Below are 22,611 nucleotides of genomic sequence, written 5' to 3' on the forward strand. Positions count from 1 at the left end.
GGATCGACCGCCCGTCACAACGATTGCGCCGGCCCGCACACGGTGGGCCAGTCCGCCGCAATGCGCCAGCTACTGCGCTGACGCGCAGCTGGCGCAAAATCAAAACCTTTGGCTCTATATCGTCCTGTTTGCTTCTTGCGAAAAAGCGATTTAGTTGAGGGGGTGTAGAAAAGCAAAAACAGAAAAAATTTTTCAGGGGGAGTTCCGTTTTTAGGGGTGATTCAGGCACGATAAAGCCGTGCCTAAACCACCCCTAAAAACGGACACACATTACGCACGCTTACGCTGTGTCTCCATTTGTGAGATAAGTATCTGATTGCAAAAGATAAAACAATGAATACCTTATTGCTAAGGTGTGTTGCGTGTTCCTAAATTATATCAATAAAAACATATACTTAATTTGTATGATATTGTATGATGATCTAGTTTTAACTTCATAAAATTAGGGAGGGCAACTGTCCATGGCGATGGTAAGAAAAACGATCTGGATTGACAGCGATACTGTTGAGCTAGTTGAGAAAATTGCAGAGAAGCAGCGTGTTCGTGAATCGATTGTTTATCGCTCTTTGATCACGGACTCACTGCGACAACATGATGTGAGATTTGATCTAATTTTTGACAGGCTCAATGATATTTCTGAGTTGATAAAACACGGTAATGTCATGTCTGCAAGCGCACTTGTGGCTTCAGCAATGACAGATGCAGGATTGAAAACTGGTGATGGAGACAATGATGCATTTAAGAGCCATGTCAAGGCTGTTATTAGAACCGCAATAAGGACTGGAGAGGCCGTAGACAAGCAGCACTCAGATGGAACTCTTGTGCAAAGTTAGCAAAAAATTTTAGGTAGGAATTTATATGAAAAATTCAGGAGCTACGGATTCAGGTGTTGGTAGAGCGCTACTAACAACAAAGGTTAGGCTATCAATCCAAGCCGCTATCATGTGTTTCACTTTTGGCTGGATACCTGGTGTTCTACTTCCATTAATATTGTGGTTTTTTCTTGCCACTCCGAAAGATATTGATGTTGTAAAAACTGATTTTCTTATATCTGTTCTTGATAGCAAAGCGTACAGGAAATGGCGAATCAGGGATGATTTTGGTGATCGTAAAGTTGTTAGTATTGAGATAAATAATGGAAAAATAATTCAATACTTTTCGCCAGTTGAAATGTCGAAAATAATACTTTTTGAAAGCAAATCAATCGCATCTTTTAAGATGACTGTAATTGCTTCACTGCTCAGTGGGTTGCTTGGTCATTTATTGATTTGGAAGATTCTATCCAGGCTCGGTAGGAAAGGGCAAGAGAGTAAAAGATTAAGAGGTGCGGCTGATATTGTTTCAAATAAAATATTGAATAATATGGTGGAAAAAACGTCAGGAAGTAAGTATGAATTTGCCACAGTAAAGTTGCCAAAGATGGCTCCAATGAATGGAATAATGGCTCAAGGGTCACAAGGTTCAGGTAAGTCACTAGCGATACATGACTTGATGAGACAGGTATTTAAAAATAAAAAGAAATGTATAATTTATGACCATAGTGGTGAGTACTTCAGAGCATATTTTAGACCAGGGAAAGACTATTTTTTTAATCCAGCACTCATAGGATCTGTGCCGTGGTCTATTTTTTCAGAACTAAAATATGATTATGATTCTGATACTTTAGCTCAAGCTTTTTTGCCTCCAAAGGGTGGGGTACAAACAGGTCCAAATGCTTTTTTTGAAGAGGCAGCAAGATCTCTATTTTCAGTAATTTTGCTGAGACTGAAAAAGCTAGGAGTAGAAAATACTTGTGATATTTCTAATGCATTCCTTGAGATGCCAGAAGATGAGATGGCAGAGCTAATCAAGCATTCTGTAGCAAGCTCCGCTGTTGGAGGAGACTCAAAAGGACAAAGGCAGGGTGTGATAAGTTCGATTGCAATTTATCTTAATGGTATTGCTGCGGTAGAACCTGGAAATTGGTCAATAAGAGAGTTTTTAGATAGAGATGATGACGCAAGGTTTTTCATCCTAAACACTGAAGATACTCAGGCTATGTTCGCTCCGCTTTATCGTCTTATGATAACTGTTTCTTTTTCATTGATTGCTGCAAAGCAAGAAATTGTGCACGAAGATTTGTATTGGTATTTCTTGGATGAGGTTTTGCAATTGGGCGATATAAAAATTGATAAAACACTTGCGACAATTAGAAAATTTGGCGTTTGCATTGCAACAGGGATTCAGAGTGAAAGTCAGGTATCGTCAATTCTTGGCAAGGATCGGTCTGAGACTGTTTTGAACTGCTTCAATACGATACTTCAACTTCAAAATAATGAGCCAAATATGAAGGAAAGAGCGGCAAAGCGGTTGGGGCACATGGAAGTGAGCGTAGTATCAACGAATCAAGCATTAGCTGTAAGTGATTGGCGTGATGGTGCTGGTTTGTCAAATCATGAGCGCGATAAATGGGTGGTAAGGCCGGAAGAAATTGGTGAACTATCTGTTTGTACTGGGTACATAAAATTTAGGGAATATCCCGTCTCAAAGGTAGACTATTCTTCTTGGTTAAAATCTGGATTTTTCAGAAAGTGCTATGCGGCCAGGATGACTGTAGAAGTGAATGAAACTCCACCAAGAGATCCAAAATTTTTGATCGAACAAGATGGGGAGGAGATCAAGCGAGTTTCCTTCCAAGAAGTACGTGAATCTATGAAAGCAAAAGTTGACGCAGGGTCTGAGGAAAGTTCTAGTGATAGCGCTGGGGGCGCTGCAGGTAAAGTTGTCGTAATAGAGGAAAATTGTAATGAAGCGGATGGGGTGTCAGAGGCTAAAAATGGGGAAAATGGAAAGGTTATTCCGATGATTAGAACAAACCAGCTGATCACTGACAATAATACAGGTCATAACCTTTTGGACTGAAATCTATCATGGAAAAAACTAAAAAAGGTGCCATTGTAATTTTATGCTTTGTAGTGGCTTTCATGATTTTCATCTGGCCAGATTTAAAGGATTTTGGTCATGATTGGATGTACGACTACAGCCCTACAAAAGAAGAGTTGATGCCCCCTGGATATCTAGAAAGTATTCGTGGTTATACTTTAAGACCTGAGCGCAATGATGCAAAATTAATTCATATTTCAGAGCTAAACGTTGTAGCGGTCAAGGCAGATGGTGTTCAAGTAACGTTCTACCTACGAAGCCGTAGTGAGAATGACTATCCATCATTAAGAGTGAAGCTAGTAAACGCAGGTCACAATCAAACTCGAGTCGTTGTCTTCGCGCCTAATGAGTATTCTCATGGAAATAAACTGCGATCTGAAAAGATTTCATTAATTGTTCCAACGATGCAGGGCGAGAAGGGAATGATTATTGAACCGTTCTATGTTGATGGTGAGTGATAATGATTTCATATAAACAAATTGGTGGTGGAAAAGGTGCGCCGACATCATCTGGAGCTGTCTCATACTATGAGGCGGCCTTCGTTGAGCAGGGTAGGGCGAGCAATGTCGATAATTACTACGCAAATGAGTTAGCTTTTGCCAGCTGGCAAGGAAAGACAGCGAAGCTTCTTGGTATGGCAGCTTCAGGAGTGACCCGTGATGACTTTAAAGCTCTTCTTGAAGGTAAGTTGAGCAATAAGGAGACTGGGGAGTTTTTTGACTTGTCTAAAGGAGCAGGGAAGAATCGTCGCTTAGGTTATGATTTTACTGTTTCAGCTCCAAAAAGTGTTTCTGTTGTTGCATTGGTTGGGCATGATCAACGTGTTATTGATGCTCATGTTAGAGCTAATCTACGGACCATGGAATGGCTGGAGAAGCATGGTGCATATGTCAGAGTTAAAGATGAAAATGGCCAAAATAAATTACAGGCTACTGGGAATCTAATCTATGCAACAGTTGGCCACGAAACCAGCCGCTCCAATGAGCCTCAGCTTCACAATCATAATGTAGTCATAGCAGCGACGTTTGATTCTGTAAAAAATAAATGGAGAAGCTTAACTAATGATGTTCTTCTTGAAATTAGATCTCAAGCGGATATAGTTTACAAATCTGAATTAGTAAGAGATTTAAAACGTTTAGGCTATCAAATCGAATATGACCAAGATGGAAGCTTTGAAATTGCTGGAATCAAAAAGGAGCAACTCGAAGCATTTAGTACAAGGTCAAAGGAGATCGATGCGTTATTGACGTCATGGGGCATTAATCCCAATACCGCGAGTTATGAAGAGCGACAGAAGGCAACGCTTGCTAGCCGAGATCAGAAGATAGAGCTTCCTCGCGATGAGCTATATAAACAGTGGCATGAAATGGCGGCGAGGTCAGGCTTGGATTTGTCATCCATAGTGAGGAAGGCACAAAGTCGAGAACAGGCGGCATCCAATAATCCTGATAAGGGAATGGATAGCAATCTTGGACAGAGCAAGGATGAGCAGCGAGATGCGCTTCATTGGGTTTCTTGGGCCGTTGAACACCTTTCTGAAAGAGAGCAAGCATACCGACCGGCGAATATTGAGACAACTGCTCTGACATTTTCAAAGGGTGACATTAGTATCGATAGGGCTGAGTGGGCTTTGGCACGCCTGCTCAAAGAAGGTGTATTAGCAGAGACGAAACAAACCTCTGGGGAGGTGTATGTTACTACAGCTCAAGCGATTAAAAGCGAATTAAATTTATTGAGCAGCATTCAGAATGGTAAGAATTCTGGCTGTGTTGTTATGAAAAATGAATTGGAATTCAAGGAAGCTATAGCCTCTTTCGAGGAACGGAAAACGGTTGAGATTGGAGTTGCATATAAGTTATCCAATGAGCAGGTTCAATCGGCACGAAACATCTTGATGCATGAAGATAAATATCAGGGAATTCAAGGCGATGCGGGTACAGGGAAAACTGCTGCCTTGGAAATGGTGTATGCGGCTGCAACTGAAAAGGGATGGACTGTTTTAGGTGTGGCTACATCATCCAACGCGGCGAAAGAGCTACAAGAAAGTAGTGGCATTCCAAGTCAGACGGTTGCAGGGTATATATTTGATCGAGAAAACTCAATTAAAATTTTACAAGCAGAGATAGCACAACTACGTGATGAAATTAGTCGCAGTAGTGACGCTAAGTCTCGATTTGAAACTGTTCAGCTAAATGCTAGTAGTGTCTCTCATGCATATCGCGATAAGCGCTACACCTTTGACTTGGAAAATGGCGACGTTTTTTCTTCGCCGGATTCTTTCCGGCAACGGATTGGTGAGAGAATATTGAGAGGATCCGAAAATTCCATTGAAGCATCAAGGAGAAATTTGGAGTTTCCTGGCGCCGGTAATGAAGTTGTGCGTGCCCGTGCCTCTCAAGTCTTTGATGATATAAGAGGCAAAGTAGGTAGAGCCTTGACCTCATATGATCGAGTTGAAACAGCTGAGGCAATCTCCGCTCGAGCGGTTCTCTATTCCCAGAGGAATGACCAGGGGGAAATAATACAGAGAGATATAGAAAAGAAGCTTGCTGAGCTGGCAAATCTTGAAAAAACTGGCAACAGAGAAGGTAAGCAAACACTTCTTGTAATGGATGAGGCGTCTTTAACAGGGGTGAAAGATACCGCCAGTATCACAATGCTTGCAGACATGATAGGTGCTCGTGTTGTGTTTCAGGGGGATACAAAGCAGCATGGATCAGTTGCGGCTGGTAAAGCCTTTGTTCAGGCTCAGAAGGCAGGAATGAACACCTCTGTGCTAAAGGAAACACGCCGTTTTGATAACGCTACGCCTCAAACTCGACAGGCGGTAATGCTTAAAAGCCAAGGAAAGTATGGTCCAGCTTTGGATTCGCTTGATAGGATTGATGTGCCAAAGGATATGGAGTTGGCGGAAGTTGTAGCGAAAAGATATCTGGAGCACCTAAAGGATTTGCAATTAAAAAATATTCAAGCACCTAGAGTCGGTGTCGTCGCGTTAACAAATAAGGACCGGAAGCAAATAAATCTTGAGATCCATAATGAGCTTGCGAGAAATGGACTTATTTCAGATGCAGATTATAATAAGTACCATTTGGAGGATCCAAAGCTGACCGGGGCTGAAAAAAATCTGGTGAATATTTTGTATAAAAATGGAGTAAATCACTTCATATTTCATAAGCCATACAAAGATATTGGAGTGAAAAGTGGAGATGTTTTGCGAGTTGCGAGTTTGGACGTCGCTACAAACCGAGTTGAATTAGATTTGGGTGATGGCAAGACAAAGTGGATCAATCCTCATCAATATGAAAGGTTTTCTCCGGCAAAGTTAGAAAGCAGAAAATACTCAATGGGTGATCTTATTGAGGCGCGCGCCAATATTAAGAATGCAATTCTGGTTGATAGTGGTGAGATGCATAAAGTTTCCAATGGCACAAAAGGGGAAATTGTATCGATTGATAGAGATGGTATGTCAGTTAAGTGGAGTGATAGCAGCATAACAAAACTGGATAATATGCAGTCCCAATTTGTGGATCATGGCTATACACATACTAGTTTCAAGGAGCAAGGTGCCACTAATCATAGGGAAATTATTGCGGTAAGTGATACGGGTGCAAAAATATTTAATCGTGAGGCTGCAGATGTTGTACTTACACGGGCAAAAGATAATGCGGAGATTGTTACAACAAGTTATAAACGGCTACGGAGAAATGCTGATAAATCTGTAGTAAAAACGACTGCTATTGAAATTGAGAATGAGACCTTTGTTAAAGGAAGGGGGAGAGAGTTGAAATCAATCAAAAATATCAACTTCTCAGGCATTGATAATGCAATTGACAATATGAAATTACCGCAGGAACCACGGCAGTCTTCACTATCTCACCATGCACCCTCTGAGCATAATAAGGAACAGAAGGTCGTTAAGGAAAATGGTCGTACTCTTGGAATGTAAATCCTTGACAAGTCTTACCTGTCCAAAAGTACGAATTAGCTGGTGAAGTTGTGGTTGATGGATTGCCTCAGCTAAAATTTGCAAATTAGAATGCCATTGCTATCTTTTTGTTGGTACCTGCGGCATCTAATCGTCTGCATTTAGACAGGGCTATCCGATGATCTCCTTCCCCCTGCTTACAAGCTTCGCCTCCGCCTTCAACCAGGACCAGCGCCTGCTCACCCTCAGCCTGGGCGACGGCAGCGTGGCGGCCGAGCAATTGCTGCCGCTGAGCTTGGCCGGCGAAGAAGGCGTGTCCCGGTCTTACGCCTACCAACTCACCTGTTTGTCTCCGGACGGCAAGATCGAACTCAAGAGCCTGCTCGGCCTGCCGGCCCGGCTCGGCATCCTGGACGCCGCCGGCGCGGAGAGCCTGCGCTGCGGCGTGGTGTCCAAGGCCGAGTGCCTGGGCTCGGATGGCGGCTTCAGCCGTTATCAGCTGACCATTGAGCCGCCGTTCGCGCTGCTGCGTCACCGCGTCAGCTCGCGGGTGTTCCAGGATCAGTCGGTGCCCGACATCGTCACGCAGATTCTGAGCGAGCATCAGCAGGCCAACCCGGTGTTCGCCCGCGTGCAGGCCCAGGACTTCAAGACCGGCCCGGCGTCGCCGCGCAGCTACTGCCTGCAATACCGCGAATCCGATTACGACTTCATCGTGCGCCTGCTGCATGAAGAGGGTTACGCCTGGCGTTTCGATCACCTCGACGGCGACACGCCACAAGTGCGCTTGGTCGCCTTCGACGACCCTTACAGCCTGCCGCCGGCCGGCGTCGAGCGGGTGCGTTTCCACCGCAGCGACGCCACCGAGGCCGAGGACGGCCTGACCGAGTGGAACGCCCAGCGCCAGATCGTGCCCGGCGCGGTGGCTTTGGCCAGCTTCGATTACCAGCCGGTGCAGACCCAGCACAGCGGCGACGACAGCCGCATCGACCAGGGTCAGAACGGCAAGGCCTTGCAATCCTCCTTGCACGACTACGACCCGCAATCGCTGTACTACGCCGGCGACGCCGACCAGCTCAGCCACTACGCCCAGCTGCGTCAGCAAGCGCATGACCTCAACGCCAAGCAATTCAGCGGCGGCGGTTCGGTGCGCGGCCTGGCCGCCGGCCAGTGGTTCCGCCTGGACGACCACCCGGCCCACGACGGCGACAGCAGCGAACAGCGCGAATTCGTCGTCACCCGCCAAACCTTAAGCGCGCGCAACAACCTGCCGGCCGACCTCAAAGCCTTCCAAGACGGCAAAGACGCCCAACCCTTCCGCGCCGACTTCGACGCCCAACGTCGCGGCGTGCCGCTGACCCCGGCCTACGCCCACACCGAACTGGCCAAGCCCAAATCCCGCGGCGTGCAGACCGCCACCGTAGTGGGACCGCAAGGAGAAGAAGTCCACACCGACCAGCACGGCCGCATCAAGGTGCAATTCCACTGGCAGCGGCCGGACGAACATCCGAGCATCGGTGCCAACCTCGACGACAAGTCCTCCTGCTGGCTGCGCGTGGTCATGCCCAGCGCCGGCGCCGGCTGGGGCCACCAATTCATCCCGCGCATCGGCCAGGAAGTGTTGGTCGACTTCATCGAAGGCGATATCGACCGCCCTGTGATCACCGGCGTGCTCTACAACGGCAGCCACCCGCCGCCGGACTTCAGCGGCGCGGGCGCCTTGCCGGCCAACAAGACCCTGTCTGGCATCAAATCCAAAGAACACCAGGGCGGCCAGTACAACGAACTGCTGTTCGACGACACCCCGGGCGAAGTGCGCGCCAAGCTATCGAGCGAGCCGGGCAAAACCCAACTCAACCAAGGCTTCCTCACCCAGCCGCGCAGCAACGGTAAAGCCGAGCCGCGCGGCGACGGCTTCGAACTGCGCACCGACAGCCACGGCGCCGTCCGCGCCGGCCACGGCCTGCTGCTGAGCACCGAAGCTCAGAACGGTGCGTCCGGTAAGCAACTGGCGCGCGAACAGGCGCAAAGCCAGCTGGACGCGGCACTCAGCCTGAGTCAAAGCCTGGGCGACACCGCCAGCGGCCAGCAGGCCGACACCATGGAAACCGGGCCGGAAGGCATAGGCGACGACAATAAGCGGGAAGGCAAGCAGTTGATCGGCCACCTGCAGCATCAGCAAGCGGCGCTGAAAGCCTGGGAGGCCGAAACCAATACCGACAAAGAAGGCAAAACCGGCCAGGACATCTCCGGCCGCCAGCCCTTGCTCATCCTGTCCGCGCCGGCCGGCATCGCCAGCCTGAGCCAACAGAGCCATACCCTGGCGGCGGAAACCAATCTGGACCTGGTGGCGCAGCGCGACACCAACCAAACCTCGGGCCGACGCTGGATTCACAACGTCGGCGACAAAATCAGCCTGTTCGTCACCGGCCTGCAAGACAAGATCGCGCTGAAGCTGATCGCCGCCAAGGGCAAGATCCAGATGCAGGCGCAGAGCGACAGCATCGAGGTGACCGCGGACAAGGATGTGACCGTCACCGCCTGCAAGGGCCAGCAGCTGTGGAACGGCAAGAAGGAGATTCTGCTGACCAGCGGCGGCGCTTATGTGCGGATCAAGGACGGCAAGATCGAGCTTCACGCGCCCGGCACCGTCAGCTTCAAGGGCGGAAGCCACGATTGGAGCGGGCCGGCCAGCATGCACCCGCCCTTGCCGCAGTTTCCCAAAGGCGTGTGCGTGGAGTGCATGCTCAATGCCTTGAAAGCGCGCAGCCCCGTGGCGGCGACCACGCCGGGGAGCGCCTAAGCCATGTTCCTGCAAAACCCCCACGCCGCCGACCTGTCCATGCAAATCGAAGCCTGGATCGCCCACTCCCCGGCCGCCCAATATGGCTGGGTCGTGGATGGCTGCCAGCTGGAGTCCGGCGACTGGCGCTGGCTGCGCCGCCACGCGCCGCCGTTTGAACCAGCGTATGCTGAAGGGCCGATGGCAGCGCTGGGCGATGCCGGCATCCTGCTGTGGCCGGGCGACGCGCGGCGCCAACTCTGGTGGCCGCAATGGCTGGCCCGCGCCTCGGGCCGGCCGCTGCTCAGCCTGGCCGAATACCGCCCCACCCCGCCGGACAGCGAGTTCTGGCACTGGCTCAGCCAGTTGGACACAGAGGACGGCGCCTGCCTGGTGCTGCGCATTGCCGACACCCATGCCCTGGCCAACGCCCTGCCGCTGCTACAGGCCGAACAAGCCGCCGCACTGGCCGGCAGGCTGGCTCGCTGGGGATGGATAGAGCGCGATGGCAGTTGGACCGGCGTGGCGCTGCCCGATGCCGCGCCGGGTCCGCTGCCGCCACGGCTCACCTTCAGCGCCGAGCAGTTCCGGCAACTGATGCGGCGCGCCCAGCCGGACATGCTACTGCCGGTGCTGGCGCATTTCGATGTGGCCTTGCCAGGGCTGGCGCCTAACCGCCTGCACCAGCAATTGCAGCGGCTAGCCGCCACGATGGACGGCTATGGCATTGCGGACACCCCCAGCCAAGCCTTGTTCATCGCCACCGCCTTCGAACGCGGCGACGACTTCCACCAGGCGCCGGAATGGCAACCCTACTGGCGGCAGACCCGCGCCGGACAAACCTGGATTCGGATGCAGGCCACTGATGAACGATAAGGAACACTCTATGCAGTTTGGACGCTTTACTTTGCTCATTGCCATGCTGGCCACGTTAACAGGATGCTGGGAACACGAGCCAATCGGCGTACCCGTCGCCAACTACAACTTCTCGCAGCACGATATCAATTCAGTCTGGGTGAATGGGAAATGGGCCGGTCTGGTTCGTGTCGAGGAGGGCGGTGCTCAAGCGGGTTGGGTGAGCCTGCCCGCCACTTACCAACCTGGCATCACGGTTACTGTGGACTGGGAGCGCAACGCTTGCGTGCATGGAACCTCCGAATGCGCCAAGCGGGATAAGGATGGGGAAATCATCCAGGTGAAGTTTCGCAAAACGGTTGCCGTACAGCCTTATGACGCAAAGGACGTCGCGGAACTGCAGCTGGCGTTCTTGCCGAATGATGAGGTCCGGGGATATGCAGATGGCGCGCTGTTTTCCTATGAGAAACACCCATCAAGGAAAGAGTTCGGTGGTTTGCTGGCACAAGGAATGCGCCCGCTTGAAAGTCTTTGGCCGAGAGCAGGTATTAAATCGGAGGCTTCGCGATGAGCACACAGGATGCCTGCGCGCCTCAGGGGGCGGAAACCCTGGCGCAAAAAGCGAAGCGCTTTCAGACTAAGGCGGCGCTGACCGGCGACACTGGCAAGCTGCAAGCCAGTTGCAAGCGCGATGTCTGGGCGACTTTCTTTTTTGATGGCACCAATAATAACCGCGACCGCGATCTGATCGAGCCGGTGAAGAAAGGTCGGCCGCGCGCGCTCTGCGAGCACTCCAATATTGTCACTTTGTTCGAGTCTGCAAAAGCAGATAATGAAACCTCCCACTTTGCTTACTATGTCCAAGGTGTCGGCACCGTCTTCAAGGAGATAGGCGAAGATACACCCAATGACTCCGGGCTATCTCTAGCCCAGGGCGGCCAGGCTAGGCTCAGCTTTGCCTATTACCAGCTATGCAATGCCATTCATATCGCATTGAGAAAAGTCCCTTTGTTCAAGGGCGATGACTTCAAAACCGAGCTCAAGGTCAGTAATCAGTTGGACCAGAGAATTCCGGACTTCACCAGCCTGCAAGCGATCCAGCAAAAGCTGGCCGCCGCCATCGGCAGCAACAAGAACACGCCCAAGATTCAAAGCCTGACGGTGGCGGTGTTCGGCTTCTCGCGCGGCGCGGCGGAGGCGCGCGCCTTTTGCCGCTGGCTGGAGAAGTCCAGCCTCAAGGACGGCGATGGCTGGCTGTTTGCCGGCTGCGTGCCTATCCGGCTGCAGTTCCTTGGCCTCTTCGACACCGTGGCCTCGGTGGGCCTGGCCCACTCTACCCCGCTGGCTGGCCGGGCGCCGGGGCGCTCCGGCAGCGGCGTGATGGATGGGCAGATGGGCTGGGCCACGCCGGACATGCTGAAAGTGACCCGCTTCACCCGGCAATGCCGGCATTATGTTGCCGCGCACGAAGTGCGTTACAGCTTCCCTCTGAGCAGCATCCGCCATCAGGATGGCGGCATGCCGCCGGGGGCACTGGAAGTGGTTTACCCTGGCTCCCACTCCGATGTGGGCGGAGGCTACGGCCCTGGCGACCAGGGCAAAGCGGTGGGCCACCGCCGCAAACTGCTCAGCCAGATCCCGCTACTGAATATGTATCAGGATGCCCGCAAAGCCGGAGTGCCGTTACTGCCTTTGTCTGCGCTCAAGGATCTTCCTGTCAGTCAGGACTTCGAGTGCGATCCTGTGTTGATCAAGCGCTTCAATGCGTATATGGGGTGGGCCTGCGGCGGCGGCGGCCTGGTGGAAGACAAGCTCTACCACCATCTCAAAAAATACTGGCACTGGCGCGTGGTGACTTCACAACGCTTCATGCAGCAGGACTGCATGCAGCAACTGGGCAAGGGCGCCACCCTGCGCAGTGCTCGTGCCGACAAGCAGGATCTGGAAGACATGCGTGCCAGCGAACAGGACTGGCAAGGTGACCTTGGCAAAGCGGAGGGCGAGGCCGGCGGCGAGGCGGCGGAGCTGGTGCGGCTGCAGCTGGCCGCGGCCAAGCTGACGCTGCCTAAGGAAGTACACGACTTCTTTGACCAGCACGTCCACGATTCCCACGCCTCTTTCTACATGATAGGTCCGACCACCGCCTGGCAGCGGCAAAAGCGGGTGGCCGCTGCGCGCAAGGCCAAACGCCAGCAGGGCCGCGGCCCCAGCGGCTTGCCGCTGGGTGGGCCAAGCTCGTATCAGCAGAAGGTGCTGGACAGCGCGCCCGGCAGTTCGGAAGCCCCAAGCCAGATCGACGCCTCCAATTTCCCGGTGGTGAGCGACGACGACTACTTCGACCTGGTCAAATCTGACGGCATGCCCGGCGTGATTGCCGCCACCATGACCAATACCCGCCGCGAAGTGGGCGGCCATGGCCACCAACGCGCCACCTTCGTAGGCAGCAAGGCGCATTACGGAAAGGCCCAGGGCAAAGCGATAGACTTGATCGCCCAGGACTCCGCCCGCATGCGGCAAGACCAGCTGGCGCGGGACTATGCCGAGCAAGTGCGCAAAAGTAAGCTTGCATTTGAAAATCAAAAAACCTTTCTACAAAGGCAGGGCTTGCCCATCCATCACTTGGAACGCATGCACCAGAAAGACCTTGAGCAAATTGGCAAACTCTACCGTTCCCAGTAAGGTTGAATTTTAGGACTATTCCTTATTACACTTTTCTTCTCTCACGCATTGGTCCCATATGGATTGACGTAATGAAAAATCGGCACGGCGAGAAGCTTCAATATTTTCTATTGAATCGTCGATGCCAAAGGTCATCACAATAGCCTTGGACAACGCTGTTTCTTCGATCTCCTTGGATTTTTCATTTCGGTAAGCAATGACAACTTGTCCAATCCGCAGTTGATCACCTGTAGTTACCTTGCGAACCTCAACCTCACGAAAATTGCTGAAATCAACATTTGGTAACGGAATCGGTGCGAGGGCTTTCCCGAAAGTTCGGGTTGCCTGTTCAATATCAGCTGAAAGGCCTGTTCCAAGGGTTAAAGCACTTCCCGTGTTAACACCAAGCTTGCCCATTGAAAGCAGCGTGAGCCCAGTTGAGAGGATGCCTCCCAATATTTTACGGCGACCTGTGCTAGCTTCTGCCCCCGCTGGGTTTCCATTGTGAATCACAGTAGCTTGAAATAACTTTTTCTCCGCTTCAATGAAAGAATTCATCTCAGAGGGGGCTAATGAGTAGGGCGGGTGGAAAAAAGTGAAATTTATGGACTTATTTGTGTAGTCCGCGCCCAGTGCTAGCAATTTAGCATCAACAGACTTAGCGACCGGATCTGTAATACTATCACGGCTACTGAAAATAGAAGTTGGCCCGCCATCTCGGATCTGACCCGAAGAGTCCGCGAATTTAAAAGCTACTAGCTTTTCTTTAATCGTTTCAATGCTGTCTTCGTTTCTAGACTTATCGCTAGACCAGCTATCAATTGGTCTAATGACCAGAATGTAAACCTCTGGCGTATTGAATTCAATAGGTCCAGCCTTTATGGCGAGAGAGGGAACGAGGAGTGAGGTCAATAAGATACTTTGCAACCAAAGGCATTTCATTTCTTTAATCCTTAATGTGAAGGCGCTTTTTAACCCGATCACAAGATGCGGCTTGCTTTGCGAATGCTCCGATTTTGTTGTTTAGATCATCGCTCATGGCATTGGCCTGGGATAGGTTGTTTTTAAGATCGGCAATAATTGCGTCGCCACTGATTTTCTCTTTTTGAAGTTCGCTAATTTCATCTTTGCTATTTTTTAAATTGATTTTTAAGCCCTCCATATTTTTCAAAAGTTCCGTGTTCTTAGAGTATAGCGTGTAACTGAAGTATGCAAGGCTTCCAACAGTAAACGCAGTCAGAATAGAAGCTGTAAATATGGCAGCAGTTTTGGATTTCATTTTTAAGACTTTCATAGGTTACCCAATTTAGTTGTATGAAGGTATCACTGGAGAGTGTAAAGTTTGAGAAGACCCCTGAGGGGTGGATTGCATAGCTGGAGTGTAGTTTCCATTGATGTTTGTAGGTAAGTTAGAGGTTGCTTTCTCTACGACATCCTGTGTGAATTCCGAAAAATTGATTTTTGTGAAATCAATTTTATTTAATTGCTCAACGGTCAAGCCACCACAGTCAGATAGGTCTAAACCTAGTTGCGGCTTGCCTTGAGTATTAATGATTTTTGAAAGAACAGAATTAAAGGAACAGTAATTGTCCTGCCATTCCATGCATGTACCGAGTACTTTGTTAGAGCAAGTCTCATCAATGAAGTAAGAGAGCCTGGCGCCGCGGTGCATTGAAAGCATTATTTCATCTTGCGTGCAGGATCTAAGGTTTTGTATGACGGCCATTGCAACCATTGCACCAAAAACATATGGATTAAACGATAAATAACCATTGCTGCCAAAAGACATTAATTGAGTATTTGCGCCCATAAGGCCGGAGCCGGCAGTAAAGGTACCCGTGCTATATGTAAATCCCCATGCTCCTACTGAAAGTCCATTGCTTGCTAAGTTTGTACCAACAGTGCCATTACTCATCATGTTAGAAGCCATAGAGTCTGTCCAACCATTGGTAAACATAGCGTCATACATATAGGAAGAAGCCATGTCTATTGCTTTTTCTCCGGCATATTTTACAGCACTACCGGCAACACCAATCGCCGTACTCATCACTTGCGAGTTGCTCTGCGCTTGTGGCGAAGTGGTGCAACAATTTTTAATGCCTGCATACCCTTTTGTACATTTTTCTTTTACCCCAGAGAATATATGGCCATCATTATAAACCTGAGCTTCTCTCATCATTTCTTGAGCTATCGCCGCTTTTGAGAAGGAATTATTAGTATTGATAGGTGTTGGGTATTTATTAGGATCAAATAGACCACTTGAACAAGACATTTGCTGGCTGCTTTGTGCTGGTTTAGTTTGACATTGATACGTATAAAGCCAACTAGAGCAAGCCCCTGTCTCTGCAATTTTATCAGAGCAAGTACTTGAAACTACTGAGCATGAGCTATTGTTTTCATAGGGGGTGCAAGTATTGACTGGTACAGGCTCATTGCATGCATAGCTATATCCAAACTGCCAACAGCTTTGGGGGACGCTAAGCGCTCTAGGTGGAAGTTTTGCTCCAGCCAAACAAATGGTGCTACCTGTTGAATCAGTTTTACATGGAGTCGCATCCAAACAAGTCTTTGAGTTAGGGATTAGAGTGCAGGCCCCTGGCGCGTACTGGTCAGCATGTGATTTGTAGCTCCAAATTGACAGAAGTGTAACCAGAAATAATCTTGGGTGTATGAAATTGTATTTCATGAATTATGCCCAGAATTAAGGTGTGTCAAGAGAGGAGCCTGCCGATCTCTCAAATGCGCCGCAGGTATTTACCCAGCTTGTTTGAACCGACCGTATAAAACAAACTCCGCTGATAGGATCTGAGCCATCGACACAAGAATAGGTAATTGTTGCTGGAGTCGTTTCAGTAGATATACAGTTTTTGCCAGACAAAACGGCCCCAGTTGGGCATTGATAGTCCGGCGTCGCTGGAGTTGTAGTAATTATTGTCTTGGTACAAGTTTGCCCTGAAAGTTGCCCGCCATCTGGGCAAGAGTATGTGATATTTGCATTCGATGATTGAGTAATAACGCAGCTGGATCCGGATTGGCTACCACTTGGGCATGTATACCCATTTATGATTGCAGACGATGTTGTGGATTGTGAGCAAGTGGCACCAGAGAGCGTATAGCCAGCAGGACAAACAGGCTGCTTTGGAACAGAATGCAAGCCACCAACATATGGTCTTGCATAATAACACATGCCGTTATTCATTAAATTTGTGAATGCTTCTTGAAAAGGAATCCCAATATCAGGACATCCTTGCGTAGAAGCTGTGGATGTTATGTGAATGCAGGTATATTCCGCATGGTCGGTAAAGATTTCTTTAAGAATATCGCCATTCTTACATGTGTAGCTCGGCTTGGCTGGGACAACATTTGTAGAAGTACAAGTGGTCCCAGATAAATTAGCACCTGAAGGACAACTAAAAGAGACTGCCGCAGAAGATGTTGTTGTATTTGTTAGCTTGCAGTCATATCCGACAAGCTGAGTACCTGCAGGGCATACAAATGTTTCTTTTGCTGGGCCTGTTTGACTAGAAACACAATAGCCATCTTTTAGAGTGCCAGATGGGCAGATACTTGCTGGAATGCCTGGGGTCTTTGTGATTGTAATATTGGTATTAAGATATTGAGAGCACTGCTGGCCAGATGTGACTCTTGTTTTATTACATGTTGCGCTCTGGTATTGAGCGGGAGTATTTTGCGTAGTTTGAACAACGCAAGAAGTGTCGGGATTTAACCCCGCATTTTTTATGGCTTGAGACGATGAGTTAAAAATACTATCAGTAGGCTTTAAATTAAAATCAAACTTACTTTGTCCTTGACCAAAGGTACCTTCACAGCTGGGTTGACTTGCTGTTGCTACTCCGGTTTTACCAAGGATTTTACTCTGTTCCTGATTCGGTGAAATGCAGCGATTTGATAAAAAATTCACGGCAGCGCAATTTTGATCTTTATATGCGTCACCACTCCCTGGAATATAGTTTGCGCATTCATCCATTGCTTTGTTTCCGAGCCCACTCAAACCAAAGGCTTGAGCCCCAGAGAGCGCACTAGATCCTGATGTCGGTTTTGAAAAGCCTCCTAGGTCCGCCGGAGTTGATGTAGGAATACTTGTCGCTCCAGTCCACGCGGAAGAGTTAACACCTGAAGGATTGACCACTTGATTTTTAGAGCTTGGGGCAAGGGATTTAGCGAAAGCTTGTCCATCAGCATTTGCATCAGCAAGGGCTGATTGCGATGAGAGGCTAGTGATGGCTATCAGAAAATAACTCACCTTTAATTTTAGGCTCATTTTTGTAGTCTTTCCGATTCCGGGTGACTGGATGGAGCTGACTTCAGTTCTTTGTTTCTAGACCATTCAGATGGGGTTGCCTTGCTGCCCGCTGCAATAGCTTCTTGAATGGCAGCTTCAACTTCCTGGGTATTATGTGCCGAACTACCATCTTTGCATTTGTGACCAGGCGGGACCAAGTGTGGATCGTTTCCGCAAACTTGCCATGGCGGCAAGCCATCTTCGCAGATATTGATTTGCCCTCCTAGTTGAGGCCAGGCAGTATTTGAAGCTGCTTGATAAGGAATAAATAGAACTCGACCGCAGCGTTGTTGTTGTGTAAAACGCTTAACTCTTTGGGCTTGAAGTGTTATTGGCCCTTTGTTGTTAGTTAATTTTTGAAGGGCCATTATTTGAGACGATAACGCTTTGTTAGTGGGCATGGCTGATTCAGCACTGCCATTAACAAGTGCTTGCACAAAAAAACTAGGAAGTATTTCGCCTGAAGCTCTAATTGATTGCGAACTAACAAATAGAAATATTGATGAAAGTATAACGTGGCTTTTATTCATTTCTGGCTCCGTAATTGAGGCTCAAATACATTTACGTCCAATTGTGTAAATGGTAGAAATGGAACACCCCAAGAGTAGTGATATTGATTTGCTTTACGTATGCGGCGTAGCTCAGGGATTTCAACAACAGGAAAGCCAGAAAGTCCTTTAATAGCTTGCAGGTCTTTGCTGGAGAGAGGGCTAGATGGATTTAAACTGAATATCTGTCGATAACAGCTCTCAGCCATTGTATTCACGCCTTTGAAGTCCTGCTTTCGGATGTATGCTTTTACTAGTTGATATTTGCAGTATGTCTGTGTCGCGTCTTTTGCCGCATAACCTTGAGAAATCTTCGTAATTACGTCCAGGCCAGAATCGACTCCGGATGAAAGTGAATCCCTTGCCAATATTACCCGTTGAGAGGGATTATGCTTGGAGCTAAATGCGGCCAAACTGAGGCTTGCTAGATTAGAGGCACATCCATTTGCATATTTAAGAGCATTGGCTCCGTCATTACGTCGATAATAAACAAAGCTTGCCATGCCGCAGACTCTGTTCGAAAGCTCAGGTCCAATAGCGCTGGCTTTCGCTAGAAGCTGAAGGCCCAGTTGTTGATTAGGCGCCACTCCTTTTCCATATATATACGAAAGCCCCAAATTTAATAGAGCAGGCTGATAGTTTCGGGCTGCTGCTGCGGAATAGTATCGGTTTGCAATGCTCATGTTCCGACGTGCTCCGAAAACGCCATGCTCTGAAGCAAACCCCAAGAAGTTCAGTGCTTCAGGGATATCTAGCGAAGCATATTCTTGCAACTTGACCAGCATGTCGTGCTTTTCACTTGGTGATGCTTTTGGCAAGCTGAGTATTCTCCAGACGATTTCGTCGCCTTTTTCACTTACCGTTACATGCTTACCATGAACAATTCCGCTCGCAGCCTGGTTGAGCCGCGGTAACAGAGCTTTAGCACGAGCAACGGCTTCATCTCCGATGCGGCCCATGATCGTTTTGTTCTGCATGTCTTGCTGTTGTTGAAACTGCTTGAATTCATCGCTATCAAGTGCTGATCCAAGATTCTCTGTATTAGAATTGCTAACTTTGTTAGCTGGGTTAGCAAAAACAACCCCATGGCAAGAACTAAAAAATATAAACAATAACAAAGACTTAGTTGTTAATGTGTTGATGTTGTGCGTGAACATAGCTAGCTCGCATTGCGAAATTTTAGTATAATATTTTATCACTTATTTTGAATTTTTTCAGCTGAATTCGCTTTGTGGCAATATTTCAGATGAAATAATTTTATCTTTTCAACATTGTTCTGCATTCCTTGCAAAGGATATTGATGACATGATTACCCCTGATCAAGAAGATGGATATCCAATACCGCACTTTTCTGAGTTTGATAAATTATCTCAGTATGAGCAAAATGAAATAATGGTTTTGAAAAGCGGAAACACTCCTGAAGCGACCATTGAACGGCTGCTTTGTAGAGTGTTTCTTTATGCTATCAAAACCCGATCTGCTGATGTGCATATAACAGCAACTGGAGATTCCCTGAGTCCAAAGGTGCAGCTATCTGTAAAAACACCTGGCGGGCTTTTAAACTTTCCTTATCTTGGACCCGCAGGTAAACACTTTCGAGATAAAATGTTTCAACTTTGCAATACCGCAAATGGTGGTACAACTCCTCCTCTTATTGCGACGCGATTTGACATGACCCTGCCTGAGAGCTTTGCTCGTGGTTTGGGACTGCAACCAATTGAGGGGACACCATACCAAGTTGATATGCGTGTGCAATACAATCGAACATTTCGTGGATTCTCCTTTATAACGCGATTACTCGATCAGCAAACTGCTCCTAAACTTGAAGAATTTAGATTGACTCAAGCATTACTTGGCGAGATTAAAAAGGCTTTAAACCAGCAGGCAGGACTTTTTCTTGTTACTGGGCCAACCGGCTCTGGCAAATCAACCTTTCTTAAAGCCTGTCTTGATTATCTTAATAATGGCAAGCGTGTAATTTATACTGTCGAAGACCCAGTTGAGTACACAATTAGTGGAGAGGCTCCAATACATCAAATTCAAGTCAGCGGGGAGGTAAAATTTAGTGATGCACTGAGGGCCGGTTTAAGATCTGCTCCAGATGTCATCTTTATTGGTGAAATTCGTGACGAAGAAACTATGCTGATTGCTATGCAAGCCGCCCAAACCGGGCACTTTGTTCTCGCGACACTTCACGCAAATACAGGTATTTTAACTGTCAGCCGTGCTCTGGACCTACTTAATAATAAAGCCCAAGATGCTCCACGCTTGGCAACGACACTAAAGTTTGTCGTAGCGACAAGGCTTCTGAATATGTATGAAGGATCTACAGTTAAACGCGAATTGACATATGCTGAGGCGTCTTGGCTAAAAAATAATGGGATACCAGCCACTTTATATGTCAATGAAGTAACGGGCGTAAAGAATGGGAAGAAAGTATCTGTGATGGAGGCTTTTTATGTCGACAGCGAGATGCAAGATCGTATTGCAAGCCCTGAATTCAGGTCAGAAGATATTTATAATATTGCAAAGGAACAGATACAGTATGAGTCTCTTCCTATGGCAGGCGCCCGAATGGTTGACGAAGGGTACTGCATTCTAGATGAGTGCTCAACAATGCTAGAAGGTGATCGATCTGCACAGCACAGCCTTTCTATGCGTGCTCTAATGGCAAAGACAATGGGAACCTCTCTTGGCGATGTTTCTAAAACGCTTGACGCTTTTTATTTGGCGCGTCAGGCAGGGGGTACTCCCCATTTGGAGGACTTTGTGAAAGGGTTAAACCACGATATGCCTGTTTTTGAAATGGAAAAAAAATGAACTCAAAGAATATCCCGTTGATTTCCGTGTTTTCTATAATTCTGGGTATGTTTCCGCAGACAGTTCAGCCTGCTCCAATTGGGGTAGGGGCTCAAGAGCAAATCAGGCCATATCTACAAGTTAAGCAAGTGCCAGGAGATGAGAATATTGTTCGGGTTTTTTTCTCTCCAGGTTGTCAATTTTCAAAGCAATATTTTCAGTTTTTTACAAATCTTGAGCGTACTTTGCCTGAGCGGAGGCGGTTCTTATTCACGCCATTAGTCAATAAAGGAGATGGTTTAAGCTATGCCCTTAGTGTTTTGGCTGTCGAGCGTTTCTACCCGGCCTACACTAACCACTTTATAGAGGCATCGCTGATTGGGGTGCAAGATCGTGGACTCTCGGCGAGGAACTGGGCTGCAATTGATAGAGTCGGTAGAGCGGCCCATCTTCCTAAGCCAATTTCAAAATTGGTGTATGACAACATCGATGTTCTGAGGAAGGACCTCCAGGTAACTCTTGAGGTGCAGCAACGACTAGGGGTCACCAATACGCCTTCGGTCTCAGTCGCTGGTACTTACATCATAACCCCCGAGTTCACTGCCGGGGATTCGAAGATGTTCAGCCAACTTGTCAATGCTGTGATATCGATGTCATATTAGGGGGGGCTGTTGGCTGCAAATTTACATATTTTCATAAATCTGTTATCAATGCAGGACTAGCTGTGTGTTCTAATTAAAAACACAAATGTTTATCATTTGCGTTTTTTCGGTATCTTTTTTAAGATATGTTTAACTCAACTATAATTAATACTTATTCGACATGCTGACTGAAGACCAACGCTACCAGATTCTCATGGCGCTGAGCAAAGGCTATGCCGATACGGTCATCGCGAAAAATCTCCCTGGCGTCACTCACATGCAGGTTTATCGCTATCGCTGTAGCATGGGTATAGCGAGTGAGACGGTGCTAGAGAACCGCTACAATGAATGGATGAAGCTGGTGGGGAAGGGGGTTGCTTTAGATGTTATTGCTGAAAGATATCAGGTAAAACAAGGAAGCATCTCGATCATGTTGAAGCGAAAGAAAGGTTTCACCGTCTCAGACTTAAAGAAAGCACAACAAAAGCATCAGGAAAAGGCCGCAGGCCAGAGGTTAGAGCCTAGTCCATTTAGCAAGGTTTAAGCGAGCTTGCCTCTGTGCTAGGCCAAGGGCATACCTAGTGGCCAAAAGTATGTCCTGTGACATCGACACCACCAGACATAGGGAGGCCATTAGAGTTTACCGTTGGGCCTTCTCCCGGCGAGTTGTCTTCGAACTCGGCGCCATTGTCAATTTTGAGTCGCAGCACCCATAAGATGCGTATGTAGTCTATTTGTCCGTTTACGTTACGTTCTATTTCAAAAAATTTGCGCATGTAGTCTCTCCTTAGCAGATGTTACCAGGCCCGTTATAGCTCGGCCTACGTGCACTCAACTTTATCAGGTCGCCGGATGGAAGTCCTGACGGTTATTGCCAGAGTATGACTCCATCGTTGCAGGGGGTGATTATTGGCCTCTGCAATTAACTATAAAATGCATTGTGCATTATAGTTATCGAATGGAGTGTTGGTCAATCTATTGGTATGCCTAATCCCGCTGTGATCCCTCCGATCTGACCGCCACCGTATCACCCCACAAACCTCTTCGCGCGGCTGGCGCCGTAAGCTGATGATGTGTTCCTGCTTCTGGTGGGAGTTAAGGGGCGCAGGCCCGTCCGCGACCAGGTGCTGCACACACGAGATCCGTACCGTCGCCGGCGGCCGCCGGCATTGCTG

17 protein-coding genes are annotated in these 22,611 nt (G+C 48.4%); 11 read left to right on the forward strand and 6 right to left on the reverse strand.

The window, feature by feature from the left end:
• Positions 1–461: 461 nt before the first annotated feature.
• The 8 genes from ACODSD_RS23760 (at position 462) to ACODSD_RS23795 (ending at position 13,166) form a co-directional block, all read left to right on the forward strand.
• Positions 462–833, forward strand: a complete 372-nt coding sequence (locus ACODSD_RS23760) for a hypothetical protein (RefSeq protein ID WP_488878496.1) — start codon at positions 462–464, stop codon at positions 831–833.
• A 25-nt stretch (positions 834–858) separates the two neighbouring features.
• Positions 859–2,901 carry a type IV secretion system DNA-binding domain-containing protein gene (locus tag ACODSD_RS23765; protein WP_488878497.1) on the forward strand — a complete coding sequence of 681 codons (2,043 nt, stop codon included), beginning with the start codon at positions 859–861 and terminating at the stop codon, positions 2,899–2,901.
• A gap of 8 nt (positions 2,902–2,909) precedes the next feature.
• Positions 2,910–3,380 carry a hypothetical protein gene (locus ACODSD_RS23770; RefSeq protein WP_166453529.1) on the forward strand — a complete coding sequence of 157 codons (471 nt, stop codon included), beginning with the start codon at positions 2,910–2,912 and terminating at the stop codon, positions 3,378–3,380.
• A 2-nt stretch (positions 3,381–3,382) separates the two neighbouring features.
• Positions 3,383–6,871 (forward strand): MobF family relaxase, encoded by a 3,489-nt coding sequence (mobF, locus tag ACODSD_RS23775; RefSeq protein WP_488878498.1) that lies wholly within the window; start codon positions 3,383–3,385, stop codon positions 6,869–6,871.
• A 157-nt stretch (positions 6,872–7,028) separates the two neighbouring features.
• Entirely contained in the window at positions 7,029–9,653 is a 2,625-nt protein-coding gene (locus tag ACODSD_RS23780; protein ID WP_488878499.1) for a type VI secretion system Vgr family protein, read from the forward strand.
• A 3-nt stretch (positions 9,654–9,656) separates the two neighbouring features.
• The gene (locus tag ACODSD_RS23785) at positions 9,657–10,508 is read left to right on the forward strand and encodes a hypothetical protein (protein ID WP_488878500.1); all 852 of its coding nucleotides are present in this window, start codon (positions 9,657–9,659) and stop codon (positions 10,506–10,508) included.
• Complete coding sequence (locus tag ACODSD_RS23790; RefSeq protein WP_488878501.1) at positions 10,498–11,058, forward strand: DUF3304 domain-containing protein; 561 nt, start codon at positions 10,498–10,500, stop codon at positions 11,056–11,058. The genes ACODSD_RS23785 and ACODSD_RS23790 overlap by 11 nt, the downstream gene beginning before the upstream one ends.
• Positions 11,055–13,166, forward strand: coding sequence for a phospholipase effector Tle1 domain-containing protein (locus tag ACODSD_RS23795; RefSeq protein ID WP_488878502.1), 2,112 nt, complete (start codon positions 11,055–11,057; stop codon positions 13,164–13,166). The genes ACODSD_RS23790 and ACODSD_RS23795 overlap by 4 nt, the downstream gene beginning before the upstream one ends.
• A gap of 15 nt (positions 13,167–13,181) precedes the next feature.
• On the opposite strand, the gene ACODSD_RS23800 is transcribed toward ACODSD_RS23795, so the two are convergent.
• From ACODSD_RS23800 to ACODSD_RS23825, 6 genes are read right to left on the reverse strand one after another with little or no spacing between them, the layout of a single operon-like run.
• Entirely contained in the window at positions 13,182–14,087 is a 906-nt protein-coding gene (locus ACODSD_RS23800) for a hypothetical protein (protein ID WP_488878503.1), read from the reverse strand.
• A 4-nt stretch (positions 14,088–14,091) separates the two neighbouring features.
• Entirely contained in the window at positions 14,092–14,424 is a 333-nt protein-coding gene (locus ACODSD_RS23805; protein WP_488878504.1) for a hypothetical protein, read from the reverse strand.
• Positions 14,425–14,451: 27 nt separating this feature from the next.
• Positions 14,452–15,831: a conjugal transfer protein TraN gene (traN, locus tag ACODSD_RS23810; protein WP_488878505.1), complete on the reverse strand. Its 1,380-nt coding sequence runs from the start codon at positions 15,829–15,831 to the stop codon at positions 14,452–14,454.
• Positions 15,832–15,846: 15 nt separating this feature from the next.
• The gene (locus ACODSD_RS23815) at positions 15,847–17,427 is read right to left on the reverse strand and encodes a hypothetical protein (protein WP_488878506.1); all 1,581 of its coding nucleotides are present in this window, start codon (positions 17,425–17,427) and stop codon (positions 15,847–15,849) included.
• Complete coding sequence (locus ACODSD_RS23820; protein ID WP_166453539.1) at positions 17,424–17,978, reverse strand: hypothetical protein; 555 nt, start codon at positions 17,976–17,978, stop codon at positions 17,424–17,426. Before ACODSD_RS23820 ends, ACODSD_RS23815 begins: the two co-directional genes overlap by 4 nt.
• Positions 17,975–19,153 carry a hypothetical protein gene (locus ACODSD_RS23825; protein WP_488878507.1) on the reverse strand — a complete coding sequence of 393 codons (1,179 nt, stop codon included), beginning with the start codon at positions 19,151–19,153 and terminating at the stop codon, positions 17,975–17,977. Before ACODSD_RS23825 ends, ACODSD_RS23820 begins: the two co-directional genes overlap by 4 nt.
• 148 nt (positions 19,154–19,301) lie before the next feature.
• Between ACODSD_RS23825 and ACODSD_RS23830 the strand changes: the two genes are divergently transcribed.
• The 3 genes from ACODSD_RS23830 to ACODSD_RS23840 all read left to right on the forward strand — a co-directional run bounded on the left by ACODSD_RS23830 (position 19,302) and on the right by ACODSD_RS23840 (position 21,980).
• Complete coding sequence (locus tag ACODSD_RS23830) at positions 19,302–20,816, forward strand: GspE/PulE family protein (RefSeq protein WP_488878508.1); 1,515 nt, start codon at positions 19,302–19,304, stop codon at positions 20,814–20,816.
• Positions 20,813–21,457, forward strand: coding sequence for a hypothetical protein (locus ACODSD_RS23835; RefSeq protein ID WP_488878509.1), 645 nt, complete (start codon positions 20,813–20,815; stop codon positions 21,455–21,457). The genes ACODSD_RS23830 and ACODSD_RS23835 overlap by 4 nt, the downstream gene beginning before the upstream one ends.
• Positions 21,458–21,617: 160 nt before the next feature.
• Positions 21,618–21,980, forward strand: coding sequence for a helix-turn-helix domain-containing protein (locus tag ACODSD_RS23840; RefSeq protein WP_166453542.1), 363 nt, complete (start codon positions 21,618–21,620; stop codon positions 21,978–21,980).
• Positions 21,981–22,611 lie beyond the last annotated feature (631 nt).

Source organism: Chromobacterium sp. FG22 (assembly GCF_057809415.1).

Bases quoted from the DNA above. Each gene is read 5' to 3' on its own strand.
- ACODSD_RS23785 (WP_488878500.1), top strand. From the start codon at position 9,657: ATGTTCCTGCAAAACCCCCACGCCGCCGACCTGTCCATGCAAATCGAA.
- ACODSD_RS23835 (WP_488878509.1), top strand. From the start codon at position 20,813: ATGAACTCAAAGAATATCCCGTTGATTTCCGTGTTTTCTATAATTCTG.
- ACODSD_RS23840 (WP_166453542.1), top strand. From the start codon at position 21,618: ATGCTGACTGAAGACCAACGCTACCAGATTCTCATGGCGCTGAGCAAA.
- ACODSD_RS23760 (WP_488878496.1), top strand. From the start codon at position 462: ATGGCGATGGTAAGAAAAACGATCTGGATTGACAGCGATACTGTTGAG.
- ACODSD_RS23790 (WP_488878501.1), top strand. From the start codon at position 10,498: ATGAACGATAAGGAACACTCTATGCAGTTTGGACGCTTTACTTTGCTC.
- ACODSD_RS23795 (WP_488878502.1), top strand. From the start codon at position 11,055: ATGAGCACACAGGATGCCTGCGCGCCTCAGGGGGCGGAAACCCTGGCG.
- ACODSD_RS23815 (WP_488878506.1), bottom strand. From the start codon at position 17,427: ATGAGCCTAAAATTAAAGGTGAGTTATTTTCTGATAGCCATCACTAGC.
- ACODSD_RS23780 (WP_488878499.1), top strand. From the start codon at position 7,029: ATGATCTCCTTCCCCCTGCTTACAAGCTTCGCCTCCGCCTTCAACCAG.
- mobF (WP_488878498.1), top strand. From the start codon at position 3,383: ATGATTTCATATAAACAAATTGGTGGTGGAAAAGGTGCGCCGACATCA.
- ACODSD_RS23800 (WP_488878503.1), bottom strand. From the start codon at position 14,087: ATGAAATGCCTTTGGTTGCAAAGTATCTTATTGACCTCACTCCTCGTT.
- ACODSD_RS23830 (WP_488878508.1), top strand. From the start codon at position 19,302: ATGATTACCCCTGATCAAGAAGATGGATATCCAATACCGCACTTTTCT.
- traN (WP_488878505.1), bottom strand. From the start codon at position 15,831: ATGAAATACAATTTCATACACCCAAGATTATTTCTGGTTACACTTCTG.
- ACODSD_RS23820 (WP_166453539.1), bottom strand. From the start codon at position 17,978: ATGAATAAAAGCCACGTTATACTTTCATCAATATTTCTATTTGTTAGT.
- ACODSD_RS23770 (WP_166453529.1), top strand. From the start codon at position 2,910: ATGGAAAAAACTAAAAAAGGTGCCATTGTAATTTTATGCTTTGTAGTG.
- ACODSD_RS23825 (WP_488878507.1), bottom strand. From the start codon at position 19,153: ATGTTCACGCACAACATCAACACATTAACAACTAAGTCTTTGTTATTG.
- ACODSD_RS23765 (WP_488878497.1), top strand. From the start codon at position 859: ATGAAAAATTCAGGAGCTACGGATTCAGGTGTTGGTAGAGCGCTACTA.
- ACODSD_RS23805 (WP_488878504.1), bottom strand. From the start codon at position 14,424: ATGAAATCCAAAACTGCTGCCATATTTACAGCTTCTATTCTGACTGCG.